Source organism: Vibrio sp. 10N.261.51.A4, from assembly GCF_041471945.1.
GTDB classification, from domain to species: domain Bacteria; phylum Pseudomonadota; class Gammaproteobacteria; order Enterobacterales; family Vibrionaceae; genus Vibrio; species Vibrio crassostreae_C.
The window spans coordinates 1-16089 of sequence record NZ_JBFRPJ010000034.1 but is presented as its reverse complement, the minus strand read 5'-3'; the positions used below and the strand labels follow the sequence as shown (position 1 = coordinate 16089).

At 46.0% G+C, this 16089-nt stretch carries 13 protein-coding genes; 6 read left to right on the top strand and 7 right to left on the bottom strand.

What is annotated here, in order from left to right:
• Positions 1 to 9: 9 nt before the first annotated feature.
• From ccoN to AB4384_RS08910, 5 genes are all read left to right on the top strand, one after another.
• Positions 10 to 1434: a cytochrome-c oxidase, cbb3-type subunit I gene (ccoN, locus tag AB4384_RS08930; protein WP_017060031.1), complete on the top strand. Its 1425-nt coding sequence runs from the start codon at positions 10 to 12 to the stop codon at positions 1432 to 1434.
• Positions 1435 to 2049 (top strand): cbb3-type cytochrome c oxidase subunit II, encoded by a 615-nt coding sequence (locus AB4384_RS08925; RefSeq protein WP_017064719.1) that lies wholly within the window; start codon positions 1435 to 1437, stop codon positions 2047 to 2049. It begins immediately after the preceding gene.
• Complete coding sequence (locus AB4384_RS08920; RefSeq protein WP_102393760.1) at positions 2046 to 4202, top strand: cytochrome c; 2157 nt, start codon at positions 2046 to 2048, stop codon at positions 4200 to 4202. The genes AB4384_RS08925 and AB4384_RS08920 overlap by 4 nt, the downstream gene beginning before the upstream one ends.
• A gap of 265 nt (positions 4203 to 4467) precedes the next feature.
• Positions 4468 to 4695: a PAS factor family protein gene (locus tag AB4384_RS08915; protein WP_004730426.1), complete on the top strand. Its 228-nt coding sequence runs from the start codon at positions 4468 to 4470 to the stop codon at positions 4693 to 4695.
• A gap of 263 nt (positions 4696 to 4958) precedes the next feature.
• Entirely contained in the window at positions 4959 to 5141 is a 183-nt protein-coding gene (locus AB4384_RS08910; protein ID WP_004730424.1) for a hypothetical protein, read from the top strand.
• A gap of 171 nt (positions 5142 to 5312) precedes the next feature.
• Here AB4384_RS08910 and AB4384_RS08905 read toward each other — a convergent pair whose 3' ends face one another.
• From AB4384_RS08905 to AB4384_RS08875, 7 genes are all read right to left on the bottom strand, one after another.
• Positions 5313 to 6605, bottom strand: coding sequence for an alpha/beta fold hydrolase (locus tag AB4384_RS08905; RefSeq protein ID WP_372129344.1), 1293 nt, complete (start codon positions 6603 to 6605; stop codon positions 5313 to 5315).
• 396 nt (positions 6606 to 7001) lie between these two features.
• Entirely contained in the window at positions 7002 to 7739 is a 738-nt protein-coding gene (locus AB4384_RS08900) for a DUF3726 domain-containing protein (protein ID WP_017066505.1), read from the bottom strand.
• Positions 7736 to 9547, bottom strand: coding sequence for a hypothetical protein (locus tag AB4384_RS08895; protein WP_372129343.1), 1812 nt, complete (start codon positions 9545 to 9547; stop codon positions 7736 to 7738). Before AB4384_RS08895 ends, AB4384_RS08900 begins: the two co-directional genes overlap by 4 nt.
• Positions 9548 to 9810: 263 nt before the next feature.
• Positions 9811 to 11418, bottom strand: a complete 1608-nt coding sequence (locus tag AB4384_RS08890) for a BCCT family transporter (protein WP_017066850.1) — start codon at positions 11416 to 11418, stop codon at positions 9811 to 9813.
• Between the two features lie 230 nt (positions 11419 to 11648).
• Positions 11649 to 12644: a membrane dipeptidase gene (locus AB4384_RS08885; protein ID WP_371714437.1), complete on the bottom strand. Its 996-nt coding sequence runs from the start codon at positions 12642 to 12644 to the stop codon at positions 11649 to 11651.
• Between the two features lie 206 nt (positions 12645 to 12850).
• The gene (locus AB4384_RS08880) at positions 12851 to 14311 is read right to left on the bottom strand and encodes an aldehyde dehydrogenase family protein (protein WP_372129342.1); all 1461 of its coding nucleotides are present in this window, start codon (positions 14309 to 14311) and stop codon (positions 12851 to 12853) included.
• Between the two features lie 187 nt (positions 14312 to 14498).
• The gene (locus tag AB4384_RS08875) at positions 14499 to 14897 is read right to left on the bottom strand and encodes a RidA family protein (RefSeq protein WP_017060835.1); all 399 of its coding nucleotides are present in this window, start codon (positions 14895 to 14897) and stop codon (positions 14499 to 14501) included.
• Positions 14898 to 15054: 157 nt separating this feature from the next.
• Between AB4384_RS08875 and AB4384_RS08870 the strand changes: the two genes are divergently transcribed.
• Positions 15055 to 15939, top strand: coding sequence for a LysR family transcriptional regulator (locus AB4384_RS08870; RefSeq protein WP_017060836.1), 885 nt, complete (start codon positions 15055 to 15057; stop codon positions 15937 to 15939).
• Positions 15940 to 16089 lie beyond the last annotated feature (150 nt).

The following is a 16089-nucleotide window of genomic DNA, read 5'->3' as shown; positions in this document are numbered from 1 at the left end:
AGCCTTGTTATGGAACAAGTGACAACGCAATACAGCATTAAGGTCGTGAAGTACTTCATCATCGCCTCCTTAGTGTGGGCGATTGTAGGTATGATCATCGGCGTGATTCTCGCCGCGCAATTATATTGGCCAGTCTTAAACTTTGATTCTCAATATTTCCAATTTGGTCGACTGCGTCCGCTACATACCTCTGGAGTAATTTACGGCTTCGTCGTGAATATCTTGATGGGGACGTCTTTGTACATTGCCCAGCGAACAGGCCATTGTGACTTGTTCAACAAAAGCCTTTCATGGATGGTATTTTGGGGCTGGCAATTCATCCTGTTACTTGCGGTCATTTCCTTACCCGCAGGCCACACTACCTCAAAAGAGTATGCGGAGCTTGAATGGCCAATCGACTTGATGATTGTGTTGGTTTGGGTGCTGTACGCGGTGTTGTTCTTTGGCACCCTTGCTAAACGAAAGGTCAGCCATATCTTTGTGGCTAACTGGTTCTTTGCTGCATTCATTATCGTCGTTGCAATGATTTTCATCGTGAACAACCTCGCGATGCCTGTGTTGGCGATGAAGTCCTACTCTGTGTTTGCAGGCGCTCAAGATGCGATTGTTCAATGGTGGTGGGGACATAATGCCGTCGGTTTCTTGCTGACCGCTGGTGTGATTGGTATGAACTACTATTTCATACCCAAAGCGGCGGATCGACCTATCTACTCGTACCGTTTGTCTGTGATCCATTTCTGGGGCTTGGTCGGCTTTTACACGTGGGCCGGAACGCACCATTTGGTTTATTCTTCTGTTCCCATCTGGATTCAGAACATCGGCATCGTTATGTCTTTGATCCTGTGGCTCCCTTCTTGGGCAGGCGCGTTCAATAGCGCAATGACCCTCCTACAAAATAAAGAAAAGCTGAAGTCCGACTACATTCTTTTATTCTTTTTCTCAGCGATTCTTTACTACTGCTTGGCAACATTCGAAGGTCCGCTACTCGCTATTCGCTGGTTCAACATGGTGGCACACAACACCGAATGGATCATCGGGCACGTACATTCCGCGGCTCTCGGATGGGTTGGGATGTCAGGGATAGCGGTTTTTTACTACTTCATTCCACGCTTATGGGGCCAAACCGATCTATGGTCACGACGACTGATTAAATGGCACTTTTGGCTCGCTCATGCTGGCGTCGCCATCTATGCGATAGCACTTTGGATCGCAGGCATCGGTGAAGGCTATATGTGGCTCGCTCAAAATGAAAATGGCGAACTGATTTACAGCTTTGTAGAGGCTATGGATTTTAAAGCACCTTGGTTATTCATGCGTTTCTTTGGTGGCGCGCTGTTTGTACTTGGATTGTTCTTAATGGCTTTCAACTTGTACAAAACGGTTCGTATGCCCGTAACTCATGATGCTAAACACACTGTTAATGAAGGAGCTTAAATGATGAGTAAAGACTTTACACATTCAATCGTCATTTTAATTTTGACCACTGTTGTCGTGGCCTCCTTCTCTTTATTGGTCTGGGTAGTGCCAAGCATTGTCCGTGGCGATGATATTGCCAAAGGCAGCTTAGCGATGCCTCTCACACCGATTGAGTTAGCAGGCCGAGACATATACATCAGTGAAGGCTGCCATGTTTGTCACACACAAATGGTTCGCCCTCTAGAGCCAGAAGTGAAGCGTAATGGTCGCCCGAACCAAGAAGCAGACGATATCTATGAGTTTCCTAACTTGTGGGGCTCTAAACGTACTGGTCCTGACCTCACTAACTTAGGTAGAAAGTATTCTGACCAATGGCATGCTATTCACTTAATTGACCCTCGAAAAGTCGTACCGACCTCGATCATGCCCTCTTACCCGTGGCTATTTGAGCAGACTCTGACTGGCGATGATATTAGCGCCAAAATGGAAGTGTTACGTACCTTAGGTGTGCCTTATACCGATCAAGAAATTGGTGATGCCCGTTTGCAAGTAAGAGGCAAAACCAAAGGTGAAGCTCTGATTCGCTATTTACAAAGCCTGGGTAAAGATACGTCACAGGAGGTATCACAATGAGCACATTCTGGAATCTATGGGCGGTACTCTTAACCTTAATATTCTTTGTTCTGATGGTGTCTGTTGTCGTTAAATACTGGCGTAGCAATCACAAGGCCGATCACGACCACACCATTGGCACCTTTGATGGTATTGAAGAGAAAGATGCGCCTCCACCTAAGCTGTTATTTATCAGTTATGCAGTGGCATTTCTTTTGTCTGCGGGTTATTTGGTGCTCTACCCCGGGCTTGGAGAATGGGAAGGCTTAGTCGATTGGGAACAAAGCGACGATAAGCTCAGTTCACCATCCACCACTCTCAATGAGCAATTTGCACAAACCAGCGAAACCACGTTAGAGGGATTAGCTGCTGTCCCAGAGATCGTGAACAGCGGTAGGATTCTATTCCAAACTCACTGTGCCGCTTGTCACCGCGATAATGCACAAGGTCAGAAACACTTCCCTAATCTTATCGACCAAGAATGGTTATACGGCGGCAGTGATGAAGCTGTGATCCATTCGATTGCCAAAGGGCGAAATGGAGCGATGCCGGGTTGGAGTGAAATCATGCGCCCAGACGAGGTGGCAAAAGTCTCCTACTATCTAGCCTCCCTCAACCAACGTCATACCGATGTGCCGGAGATTAAAGTCGAGCTCGGTAAAACCTTGTTCGTCCAATACTGTTCGTCTTGTCATGCCGATGGTGCTGTCGCTAACCCAGCGATTGGCGTACCTGATCTTTCCGATGATATCTGGCTTCACGGAGGGAGTATTGAAGAGATTCAGCACACCATCAATTACGGTTTGAACAACCTAATGCCTGCGTTTGATGAGCAGCTCAGTGAGAACGAGATACTCGCGCTTGGGGCTTATATCCGACACGCTGGTGACGTAGAGCAACAACGGCTCGCGAGTTTGAAAGCATCATCTGTTGAGCGCGGAGAATATCTCGCTTATGCCGGTGACTGTGTGGCTTGTCATAGTGCAGAAGGTGGCGAACCCTTTGCTGGCGGCCTACCCTTTGTCACCCCCTTCGGCACCGTGTATTCAACCAACATAACGCCACACACTACCGAAGGTATTGGGACTTATGACTTCGATGATTTCCGAGCGGCGTTAGTCGCAGGTAAAGGCAAGAATGGTTACCTGTACCCTGCAATGCCTTACACCTCCTATCAATACCTCACCGACCAAGACATGGTGGATTTATGGGAATACATGCAGTCAATCACCGCCGTGCCGCGACGCAATGATGACAACAGCATGATGTTTCCATCCAATATTCGCTTAGGTTTGCTTGGCTGGAACATCGTATTCATGGATACCGACCCTATTGATTATGAAGTGCCAGAGGAACTCAAAGGAGAAATTGAGAATGTCGATAAGTGGCAACAAGGCAAATATTGGGTCGCAGGACTTGGTCACTGTTCGGAGTGCCATACACCTCGAAATATTGCCCAAGCACTGATACCAGAACGTATTTTCCAAGGTAACTTGATCGACGGTTGGAACGCTCCTGATATTACAGCCAATGAGCTCTATATCGATGGTTGGGATGAAGCAACACTCACAGACTTTTTACACACAGGACATTCAGACAAAGGCACCGCTTTTGCGGGTATGGCTGATGTAGTGAAAAACAGCCTAAGCTTGATGACGCGTGAAGATATTGAGTCGATGTCCTATTACCTACTCAGTGGGGACATCAACAACACCATTGCCAGTGATGCCGTTCAGTTACAGCCTAAAGGGTTTGATGAAGCTGCGTATGCCAGTGAAATCTACACCACGTATCGTCAAACCTGTGGGGCCTGTCATGGTGACGATGGTAAAGGTCGCGATCCAATCGCCCCTACTCTGTTGAACAACGGTATTATCATGCACAGCGACCCATTCAATACCATTGCGGTAACGGTGCGCGGCTTGCAACCCACCTATCTCGACAAAGACAGAAATTTCATGCCAATGGCAAGTTTTGAGGATGTACTGTCGGATCAACGCTTAGCTGAGTTAATCACGTTTGTGCGTTTAAACCTTGGCGACAGAAATGAACCGGTCACGGCTGAGCATGTTCGAGAGGTAAGAGAAACACTTGAAGCAGCAGGCTATGCAGGTGGATTACACACCACACCTGAAATGTACGAAAATCGAGATAAGAACATTAACATACGATAGGCGCTGTAGCTGTGCGTAGCCGATTGGCTCAATAAACAGCGAACAGCACGTAACTTTTATCTTTGCTAACAAGCCAAAAGGAGACCACTGTGTCTCCTTTTCTTTTGCCCAAACCCGAGTTCCGACACTTTGCCGTACAACACAATTGTAACTAACTGATTACACAATTAAGCAGAGCTGCACATAATGCGATCAATCTCGCAGAACAAAGATGATACCAAGTGCATAATATGCAAAATTTTCTAAAGATGTACTAAGGACAGTTATGGATACAACTACACTCATCTACGATACGTTGGAAGGCCTATCGAGCGCAAAGCCACAGCAACACGCTCAAATCCGCCAAAATCTATATAACCAATTAGATTTATCATTTGAGAAGCAGTTGGCTTTGTATTCATCAGTTCTTGGTCCAGCAAGTGCTGGTAGATTGACCGATTTGGATAGTGCAGTGATGTCTGCACGCAAGATTGTTGGCTTAGAAAACAGCTAAGCAACCTTTAACCTATCTCAACTTTAACGCTGCCATTGTGCAGCGTTTTTTTATGGACGCTATTTACGATAAGTAAGGTTGGTTACAATAAATGCTGTTAGTTGCGATAAACGCGGTTAAGAAGATAAGTGCAGTTGGGTCTGTTTTTCAAGTTACACGCATTCTCATTTGGTTAATCTTATGTTCCATTTTTAACAGGTGTGTAACCACAATAATGGCGCTAATGTTAGTAGCACGTTAACCACACATCGGATGGAAGAATCATGAGAGTACTTATTGAATATACACAAACAGGCAAATACCGTGATCATGCGTGGGAAGCATTAACGATTCGTTCAAAAGGCGAAATTCAAGCTGTAACTCCCTCTTATGCGGCTCAGCTTATCGAACAGAACCGCGCCAGCTTATCGACCACTGAAAATCAAGATATCGTCATCCAACCTTAATGGCTTCAAGGGCTACCCCTCCTAGTTCCTTAAATCGAATAGTTCGATGACATAAAAAAACGCTGCATGGGTGCAGCGTTTTCTTGTTTCTGGCGTATCGTATTTCTAACGTAGATAGTTTCTAAAGTAGAAAGCTTCTAACGCATCTTGTTTCTAGTGCAAATAGCTTGATTACTTTGGCAGATTTTCTAACGCTTCAACCATCGTCATCAATTTATCGACAATCCTTTCGCCGTCTACTCGCAAGCCATTGTGTTCATATTCATTAGTGATCCACGCTTTCGAGTTAGGAATGTTCGCCAATGTTTCACGGCTGTAATCCAACTCAACGTACATGTCATCGGCGTAAACGGCACACACCATTGGCACTGTATTCTTGCTCAACTGCTCTGCGTTGTACAAAGTGCCCCAGTCCGACTTTTCAGCCAACATGTTCGCGGCTTCACGCAGTGGCTTCAGCGTTTCAAGTTGGTCGAACATCCATGGGTACACCATTTCACCAGTAAACCAGAACTCACTGCCCGATTGGTAGTTGAAGTGTGGGTACTGCTCACGAACACGATGTGCAGACCAGTTAGACGCTGTACCTTGACAGTAAATCGATTCATGCAAGATTGCGTAAATTGGGTTAGTTAAGTAACCCTGCTCTTGCTGCATTTGATTTAGGAAGCTGTAGCTCAGCTGTCTGTTACCGTTCACTTCAACAATCGCACTCTCCAGTGTGAAATACATTGGAAGGTTTGCTTCGCCGCCACCAAGATTAATACCTATTAGCTGGAACTGTTCAACTGTGAACACCTGACCGTTTGGCAGTCTCACATCGTTGTTGAGCAGGTAATCAGAGATCTCGCGACACATAGCTTGTGCTTGTGGGAACTGAGCAAAGAAAGCTCTGTTTTTGTCTTCTACACGCTTGTAAGTCGCACGATAAACATCGTCAGCTTCTCGTTCAATAGAAGGAATGCCGCCCGTCACATAACAACGCTGCAAGCTCTGTGGGAACAGTGACAAATAGCTCAGTGTACAGAAGCCACCAAAGCTTTGACCAATCGTCGACCATTGCTTAATACCAAACTGTTCACGAATCGCTTCAGCGTCACGAACGATGTTATCCGCTCTGAAATGCGTTAAGTATTCGACTTGTTGTTCTGGAGACAAATGCGCCAAAGTTTCATGGCTGATAACCGTGCTGTTGCCAGTACCACGTTGGTCTAGAAGCAGAACACGGTAGTTTTGTAATGCACGCTTTAGCCAACCCGATTGACCACTCACCCGTGGAGAAGGAAAACCTGGGCCGCCTTGAAAGTAGATCAACCACGGCAGCTCTTGCTCATCTTTAGCGAGATCAACCAGCTCACGTGCGAAGACTTGGATCTGTTGTCCATCTTTGGCTTGATAATCAAGTGGCAACTCGAAAGAGTGCTGACGGTACAGGGTGGTTCCATCAATAAAGTTAGCTTGCACGCTTCATTCCTTTTTATCTGATTCTAAAGTCATTGGTACGAATAAAAATGGCACCCTTTGGCACCGTAGTTAGCAAGATACGCATACTAGCTTGTAAATGAAACCGTTTGTTGAACCTGAATGTGAAGGTACTTCATTAAATCGCCAAATTAGCTTTATACGCGTAACAACTTGTGTCAAAACAGAGAGTTTAAGATGTGATCTATTGAGAAGAAGAACAAAAGTGGGACACAAATAAAAAGAGCTTAACGAGGTGAGGATACGTTAAGCTCTTTGGTTTTATCTGTTGTAAATGAGGTTTTTAGGTTGAACAAGCTCAGGCTTTAAAGGTTTAGTTTCTATAAGCCAAAGATCTATAAACTGAGCTTCTGTAACTTATAGCTCTATAAAACAAAGCTAAGAAGCCTCGAGCTCACCTGCACCTTGAATTGAACGTTGGCTGTTTTCAACAAGGATAGCCGTCGCCGTTTCTTTCAACGCGCCCCACTCTCCATCGTCAACTTCAATGCCCTCGTTCCACGCCTTCTCTTGAGTTTTAAAAAGCGCTTCCGATTCAATGTGTGTTTGGTAGCCATCTGACAAACGTTCGATATCGAAATCCTGGACGGAAAGCTCGATGGTCATATTGTGGATATGATCGTCCGATGTCAGTGGCGAATCTGATAAAAACAGTTCTGGTGCAACGCAACCACGGTTAAGCACATACAAGGTGCTCTTAGGGTTTGAGCCATTATCCCAACGTGCGGTACATGCGATGCCTTTCGCTGCCAGTTTTACAAGCTCACTGTACGCTAACCAACGGTTATGGCAGTTGTTTAGCTCGATTTTCAGCGTCTTTTTACCGACCATTTTTTCAATGGCGTAATCCATCACCACAGGAAGATGACACGCTAAGCTCGCCTTGTGCAGGTCCACTTCAACTGTGTTGTCGCTTGTCACTTGGATGTCTACAGGGCAATCGTCTTCTAGCCCCATAAAGTTGCTCGCATTGTTAAAATGACGAACACCATCCAAGCCAACCATTTGTAAATCTGCCACCATGTTCGCTATCACATCGGCTTCACCACATGTACGACGCATACCCAGAAAGGCTTTATTAACGGCCGCTACCAGTTCATTGTGAGAAACGATCATAACGATTTACCTCCATGTTGAGCGTTGATATGTGTAGGAACTTTATTTGAGTCAGCGATCTCCGCTTCACTTGGTAAGATTGGGAACACCCATTCGTCCTGATGAATTTCATCAAGCAACGGTGCACCTTGGAAAAACGTCACTCGTACCCAACGGTCTGAGCGAGGATCAAACTTAGTCGCTCCAAACATCGCTAGCTTACAACGCAGCAAATGCATTGGTGGCGAGTCTTGGTGCAGCACGTTCATTTGAATGTCGCCCATCGCCTTGTTACCTAACGTCCACACACGGCGCGCAATGGCACGATGCTGCGGTTGTTTTACCAAGAACTCTGCTAGAGAAAGCTCTGGTGTGAACTGTAATAAGGAGTGGTACAGACGGTAAGCTTGACGACCAATATCTAATGGCAGCTCACGCTCTTCACCAATTTCTTCTCCTCGAACACCGAGCCTTGGCTCTTCTTTGTCCTGAGAGCGATACCAGAACCAGTAGTTGTTATCTGCTTTCGTAAAGTCGGTGGTGATTGCCCAACGGTACTTTTCTTCTAACACAACCAAAAGGTCTTGGATCTTTTTGCCACTAGGAAGCGAGAGTGTTTCGCTACAATTCATATGCTCTTGATGGGCGTCCACTAATTCTGGGTACAATTCCATCAAGCATGAGATAAGGATTTCTTGGGCTTCCATACTCATGTGCTTAGATTGTTCAACTAACTGCGCCCATGTATCGCAATGGTTTACAGAAGCTTCTAGTGACTGTTCTGCGTGTTTTAACTCATCAACAGCGGTTTTGTTCAACTCTTGCTGGTTTTCATTGATGGTAACAACTTGTTCTAAATGACAAATCGCTTTTTTAACGTATCTACGTAGTGGCTCGATCAACGCCGTATCGGTCTGACTAGCCAACACGTCCGCCAATGCATGTTCACGGGTTGTCATCCATTGATCGACAATACTTGGGTGGTTAATAAGGTATGGCGCCATGCCTAAACCAGTCGCATTACCAACACCAAGGTAACGCTGTAATCCTCTATGCAAGGTAGTCGCTTGTTCACCGCCTTGTTGCTCCGCTAGGTAATGAACCCAATCTAGGCTGAACTCACGCAGCATATAAACAGCACACATTTGAGCACTGAACGATTGATTAAAATCTGGATTCTTTTCCAAGATTTTAAAGTCAGCAATACCAAACTTACCATTACCATAAACCGCTGTGGTTCGTAGGATGTAGCCAACTTCCGCTAGCTCTTTTGGCGTTGGTTGAACACCTTTAGCCAAGTGACTAACAATATGTTCAAACACTCGTACACTTTTGTTGGCACGCGCTAAAACAAGCACATTGTTAGGGTTACGGCCTGCTTCTTGTAGCGGTACATTCGCACGAAGTCTCTCAAGTAGGGTGACATCAACATCACCAAGAACCAGAGCAAACGTTACGTCCCACTTTTCAGCAATTACACGGTCATTTCGTTCGTCGTCTGCAATCTCATCGCAGAAAACAACCAAATGATAAACATGATTTGGCGTCTCTAGCTTATAGATAACATGACCAAAACCTCGAGCGTCTAGTTGCCACTCATGCTTAGTCACTTTCCATTGCTGTTGCGCCATTTTACGAATCAGAGTTCTTACGAAGCTGATGCGTGTTTGGTGCATAGCACCCAGTCTTTCCGGTGCCATGACGACCGTTGCGTCACGTAGTGCTGATTCAGTGTAGGTAGAACGATGTGCATCCATTTTGCTCACCACCTTATAGTTATAGGATTTTGCTAGCCATTCAGAACCGATCGTTGCTGTCTTTTGAAGCATATATAGCGACAGTATGTTGGTTAGCTTTCACGTTTTTAATCGTTATTGATATTATCGAGGCAAGCGAACTCGCCACTTATTATTTGTCCTGACTAGATCGATTGACCTAAATACGTGCCGCCCGGTGTATCTTCACCAGTACGGTTTTTATCTTCCTTCCGGAATCTTGTATCAGCCTTCTTTCAAAGGCTCACACCTTGTTTATCTTCAGTTTTTAGAGAGCTTTATCTCTACATTTTCTTCTTTATACCGGCATTGATGTTTTATAAGCCTTGATCTTTCGCCATCTTGATTGCGATTTGAGGCGCATTCCAAAGTGATGGCAGCAAGATTAAGGACACCGGTACCGCTGTGATAACTATGAATGATTGCAGCGCTGAAATACCGCCGGAACCTAGGGAAATCAGAATCAATGCTGTTACCCCCATCATCACACCCCAGAAAGTACGAATAATTGCGTTAGGCTCTGTCTCACCGCTGACTACCACACTGATGGTGTAAGTCATTGAGTCACCTGTCGTTACGATGAAGATCGTCGTCAAGATCAAGAACAGAATAGAGATAAGCATTGGCATTGGTAGTTGCTGAGTTACTGCCAGTAGCGCGCCAGGTAAATTAAAGCCTTCGAACGCTTTACTTACGCTGCCTGGGTCTGCAATTTCAAACGCAAGGCCAGAACCGCCAACAATGGTGAACCAGAAACATGTTACGAACGGTGCAATAAGACTGATGGTTGATACCAATTGGCGAATACTACGACCGCGTGAAATACGTGCGATGAAGATTGCCATCATTGGGCCGTAACCTAAGAACCACCCCCAGAAGAATACTGTCCACCAGCTCAACCAACCTTCGTCACCACGGTATGTTGCCATTGGGATGAAGTTGTCTATCATGCTGCCTACACCTTGGATGTAGCCATTGAAAATGAAGTTTGTTGGGCCGAAGATCAGAATGTAGACCATCAATGACATTGCTAAAATTACGTTGTAACGGCTTAGCATTTGCATTCCGCGGTTAAGACCACTTAATGCCGACAATGTGTATAGAACGATAGCGAACAGGATGATGATAAGCTGCGTCGTGAAGCCATCAGGAATATCAAACAGTGCGTTCAGTGCGTAGCTCACTTGCAAGCCTAAGAAGCCGATAGGACCAATGGTGCCCGCCGCTACTGCGACAATACAACATGCATCAATCAATGCGCCGGTGTGACCTTTCAATGCTCGCTCGCCTAAAACTGGGTAAAGCAAAATACGAGGTTTAAGCGGTAAGCCTTTGTCGTAGTGAAGGTGCATCACCACAATAGACGTTAAGCTACCGACAATGGCCCATGCTAGAAAACCCCAGTGCATGAAGGATTGCGATAAAGCATTCACCGCGCCTTGCTGTGCGTTTTCTTGTGCGCCGTACAATGGTGGTGGGCTAACGTAGTGAGCGATAGGCTCTGCTGCTGCCCAAAATACACCGCCACCTGCCAGTAGCGTACAGAAGATGATCGCCATCCAACGGAAGCCGTCCATTTCAGGTTTAGCGATGCCGCCTAGGATAACCTTGCCTGTTCGCCCTGCCGCCAGGCCAAGACCAATAAGAAAAGTCAGAAGAAGAAGCATTTGCCAGTAAGGACCGAATACTTTTACAGACCATGCAAAGCCCGTATTTACTAGGCTTGATAACAGCTCGCCATCAAATAGAGCAAGTGCCACGAACAGAGCGATAAAACCGCCGCTGTACCAAAGTGCTGGGTTGGATAGGCCTAATTTGTCTGACGTAGACTCAGACTCGTTTGTGTTGCTTTTTGCATTAATTGTTGTGTGTGCTTGACCCGCATTTAAGCTTGAAGATTTCACGCTATTGGTTAAATCAGACATACTCTGACTCCAGAGGTTTCTTTGCAGCTGTCATTTGAATGATGACTACAAGGGTGTATTTAACACCTGCCCTATTGTTTTTTGTGTTGGGCAGGCTAATCCATGTTTGGGTTACCGCGTTGCGAAATAGACCGTTGTTCCTTTTGAATAGTGAAATTGGTTTAAGCAGCACTTGCTTATTGAACGTTTGTTAGAAGGCTGCTAATTCGATGATGGCTCGCGAGAAACCGTTAACCCTTGGTTTGAGGCTCTAGGCCATCTTTCAAGAAGTTAAACCAGTTTTCTCCCAAGACTTGCCCAGCTTCAGACTCGCTGAAACCATGACGCATCAATCCGTTATATATGTTTTCCATACCCGCACTACCACAGAACCAAGGCAACGCATCTGGCCAACCTGAGTTGTTCGCAGAGCCTTCGCCGTAGTCCATTGCTTTAGACCAACGACCATTTCTCATCCATTCAAGAACGGCTTGAGGTTGGTTTAAGCATAGGTCACTGCCAATACCGAGGTGCTCTACGCCGACCATGTCAGCCGTAGTCGCAACCATCTGGCAGAAATCTTCCAAGGTACATTGGCTGCCGTTTGGTAGGTGGAATGGGTACAAGCTGAATCCGATTAAGCCGCCGCGTGCGGTTAGAGCTTTAATCACATCGTTTGATTTATTTCGTAGTGCATCATGAGCAAACGTTGGGTTCGCATGGCTGATACAAATAGGACGAGAAGACAAATCAATCGCTTCAAGTGTTGAGCGCTCGGCACTGTGAGACATATCGATGATCATGCCCACTCGGTTCATCTCTTCGATGGCTTGCTTACCAAAGCGAGTAATACCGGTATCGTTCTTCTCGTAACAACCTGTCGCCAGTAAACTTTGATTGTTGTACGTCAGCTGCATGATCAAAAGACCCTGCTTACGCATCACTTCGATAAGACCAATCTCATCATCGATTGGAGAACAGTTCTGAGCGCCTAAGAAAATACCGACTTTGCCAGTTGCTTTTGCAGCCTCAACATCAGCCATTGAGTGAATCGGCATGATAAGGTCTGCATTCTGCTCGAATCTTAAGTTCCACTCTGCAAAGCGAGATAAGGTTTCACGAGCTGTCTCGTGGTAAACCGCTGTAGCGTGAACTGCTGTAATGCCGCTCGCCTTTAGTGTTTGAAAATATTCTCTGTTCCAATTGCAGTATTGCAATCCATCTATAACAATCCGTTGCTGGTACATAACCACTCCTATTGAAAGCTCAGTGTTCTAGCTCGGTTTTGAAAACACGCTCAAGTAACATGTTTTCAAAAATGGGTTAAATCACTTATCTAAGTTCGTTGGCTGTTTTGGTTTGAATGTTGGCCTGACTCTGTGAATCAGGCCAATTCGATAGCTGGATAGCTAGGAAGTTAATTCAGCTATCCAATTCTTATTTAGAAAGTGGATTAGTAAGGACGCTGGTAAGCCGTCTTCACTACTGTGTAGAACTCTTTTGCGTATTGACCTTGCTCACGAGGACCGAAGCTAGACTCTTTGCGACCACCAAACGGTACGTGGTAATCCGTGCCTGCTGTTGGTAGGTTGACCATCACACAACCGGTCTGCGCTTGTTGCTTGAACATTGCGCTCGTACGTAAGCTCTGAGTGATGATGCCGCCCGTTAGGCCAAAGCGAGTATCGTTAGTTGTTGCAATCGCTTCGTCCAAGTCAGCCACTCGCATCACGCTTGCCATTGGTGCGAACACTTCCTCTTGGTTCACTTCCCAATCGTTCTTAGTGTTCAAGAACAGCGTTGGAGACATGTAGAAACCTTCGTGTTGCATGCTCAAGCGTTCGCCACCGAATGCCAGTTCACCGCCGCTTTGACGCGCTTTCTCAACCCAACCTAGGTTTGCTTCAAGCTGGTTTCCGTCAACAACTGGGCCCATGAACACACCCTCTTCCAGTGCGTGACCCACTTTCAGCTCGCTCATACGTTTAATCAGTGCTTCAACGTATTGGTCGTGAATGCTATCCATAACCACAAGGCGAGAAGACGCGGTACATTTTTGGCCTGCGCCAGAGAAAGAACCTGCAATCGTTGCATCAACCGCAGTTTGGATATCAGCATCGTCAGCAATAACAAGTGCGTTCTTACTGCCCATTTCTAGTTGGCATCGAACGAAGTTTGGCGCTGTAGCCGCTGCCACTTTACGACCCGTATCAACAGAACCGGTAAAGCTCACACCGTTCACTTCTTTAGAGTTGATCAGTGCATCACCTACTGTTGAACCGCTACCCAGTACAAGGTTAAACGTACCTGCAGGGATACCTTGGCGGTGGATGATCTCAGTAAGCGCAACCGCACTTGCTGGTGTTAGGTTTGCTGGTTTCCAGATAACACTGTTACCGAAAGCCAATGCTGGAGCAATTTTCCAAGCTGCTGTTGCTGTCGGGAAGTTCCAAGGAGAGATAATGCCGATAACGCCCACCGCTTCGCGAGTCACTTCAACAGAAACACCCGGGCGTACAGAATCTGCGTTGTCACCAATTTGGCGAAGCACTTCAGCCGCAAAGTATTGGAAGAACTGACCTGCACGGTAAATCTCACCGCGACCTTCAGCAAAAGGCTTACCTTCTTCACGAGATAGCAAAGTGCCCAGCTCATCACAACGGGCAATCAGCTCATCACCAATCGCTTGAAGCACCGTTTGCTTGCGTTCAATCGGCGTTTTTTCCCACTCTGGTTGAGCGTGTTTCGCCGCTGAAATCGCTTGTTGAACTTGTTCAGCACTTGCTTGTGCAAAGTTGCCAATATTTTCAGAAATATCTGATGGGTTAATGTTCGCTACGGTGCTTACACCCGCTTGCCATTCGCCGCCAATGTAAAGTGCGTTTTCTGCTTGAACATTCTGTAAGTGAGTCATCATTCTGTCCTTGTAACGTTAGGTTGCGGTTGAGTCTGGCAACCATCGGATTAATTAATAAATTGTTAATTTATATAGAGAATAAGTATTGATTTTGTATCTAAACGTAAAACTATTCGCTTGTATCAGTAAAGATCTGCGTAGACAAACAGCTTTGATTGGCAAATTGCCTCAGTTCACAGTCCATTTATTCAGGTTGAGACGCCGATGCATAAACCACGAACTCAACCAACATCTCTTCTCTAGCTAGCCCTGCAACAACGACTGCTGCACGATTTGGATAAGGTGCGTTGAAGTATTCTCCGTATACGCTGTTTACCGTTTTCAGGTATTCACGGTCAGTCACGTAAATCAGAACCTGCAGCACAGAATCCATCGATTCGCCTGCACACTCCAAGGTATGAACAAGGTTGTTAAAAGTCTGACGCGTTTGCGCTTCAATACCGCCTTCTACTACTGCGCCCGTTTCATCGATTGGAATCTGCGCAGTGTATAGAGTGCCGTTATTAACGATTGCCCACTCTAGTGGTGCTTTTGAAGCAAAAAGAGAGGTTTTTACTGGGTGTTTTTTAGTTTGTGCGTTCACGATTTCATCCAACTTTGTAACAACTATGTTTCAAGATAGTTAAATACTGCACCTTGACGCCTGATAAATCTAACGGTAAATTTTGTGCATTTGATAAATAAAATCTATCACCTTGCAAAAAGTAAGGTATAGCAAGGGCTAGAGAAGGATTCGCGCCATGAGTATCAAGCTACAACAGTTAAAACATTTCGTTTTGGTGGTCGAAGAAGGTGGATTTAGAGCGGCATCTCACCGTGCAAATCGATCGCAAGCGGCACTTTCGACTTCGATAAAAGAGTTGGAAAAAATACTCGGCCAACCTCTGTTTGAAACAGGCAACAAATCGACACTGACGCCTTTTGGAGAAATATGTTTGCCCAAGATCATTCAATTTCTGAACGTTTACAAAGCATTAGACAATGACTTACGCGCAGCGGCAGCAGGACAACAAGGAAGAGTTCGAATAGCGAGCGTGCCTTCGGTGGCCGCAAAACTCATCCCTAGTGTTTTAGGGGCATTTTGTGAGCAGTACCCGAATGTAGAAGTGAGTTTGATTGATGATAATGCGGCAGGGGTAGAAGCAAGATTACTCTCTGGCGAGGTGGATGTTGCCCTCGGTAATAGCTCCCATTTAGAAGAAGAGAGCATCGACTTCACGCCTTTGCTTTCTGATCCTATCGGTGTGGTGTGCCTCAAAGATAACCCTATCGCCTCTCAACGGGAAGGAATCGAATGGCAAACCTTGTTAAAGCAGCCCTTCATTCGTAACGGGACTTGCACCCTACTGGACCCAACACCTGCGCGCATGCTCAGCGAACAAGCCCTGTACTCTGTCGAGAACATTACCTCGCTTTTTTCGGTGTTAGAGCTCGGGATAGGCGTGACCACGCTACCTAAGCTGGCTTTCCCAACCAATGAAACCCGCTTGGTGTGGATTCCGCTAATTGACCCACCCTTGCAACGACAAATCGGCATTTTCAGACTGTCTGATCGTACGATCTCGCCACAAGCACAGGCTTTCCATGACTTATGTATTCAATACCTCAGTTATGAAGAGTCATAAGAGAGCCTAGATTAAGTAAATTAGGCAGCGCTCTGCTGCCATTTACTTCCTCAAAACTCGGTGTTTCTTCTCCGCACCATGCTTCTCGCACACCCAGTCCCCCATTTCACTCCTATATCATCAACATTTAGGGGCTTTGTTGCGTAATTA

Excerpts from the sequence above, each read along its gene's own strand:
- AB4384_RS08895 (WP_372129343.1), bottom strand. The coding sequence starts at position 9,547 with ATGCTTCAAAAGACAGCAACGATCGGTTCTGAATGGCTAGCAAAATCC.
- AB4384_RS08915 (WP_004730426.1), top strand. The coding sequence starts at position 4,468 with ATGGATACAACTACACTCATCTACGATACGTTGGAAGGCCTATCGAGC.
- ccoN (WP_017060031.1), top strand. The coding sequence starts at position 10 with ATGGAACAAGTGACAACGCAATACAGCATTAAGGTCGTGAAGTACTTC.
- AB4384_RS08870 (WP_017060836.1), top strand. The coding sequence starts at position 15,055 with ATGAGTATCAAGCTACAACAGTTAAAACATTTCGTTTTGGTGGTCGAA.
- AB4384_RS08900 (WP_017066505.1), bottom strand. The coding sequence starts at position 7,739 with ATGATCGTTTCTCACAATGAACTGGTAGCGGCCGTTAATAAAGCCTTT.
- AB4384_RS08910 (WP_004730424.1), top strand. The coding sequence starts at position 4,959 with ATGAGAGTACTTATTGAATATACACAAACAGGCAAATACCGTGATCAT.
- AB4384_RS08925 (WP_017064719.1), top strand. The coding sequence starts at position 1,435 with ATGATGAGTAAAGACTTTACACATTCAATCGTCATTTTAATTTTGACC.
- AB4384_RS08880 (WP_372129342.1), bottom strand. The coding sequence starts at position 14,311 with ATGACTCACTTACAGAATGTTCAAGCAGAAAACGCACTTTACATTGGC.
- AB4384_RS08885 (WP_371714437.1), bottom strand. The coding sequence starts at position 12,644 with ATGTACCAGCAACGGATTGTTATAGATGGATTGCAATACTGCAATTGG.
- AB4384_RS08890 (WP_017066850.1), bottom strand. The coding sequence starts at position 11,418 with ATGTCTGATTTAACCAATAGCGTGAAATCTTCAAGCTTAAATGCGGGT.
- AB4384_RS08920 (WP_102393760.1), top strand. The coding sequence starts at position 2,046 with ATGAGCACATTCTGGAATCTATGGGCGGTACTCTTAACCTTAATATTC.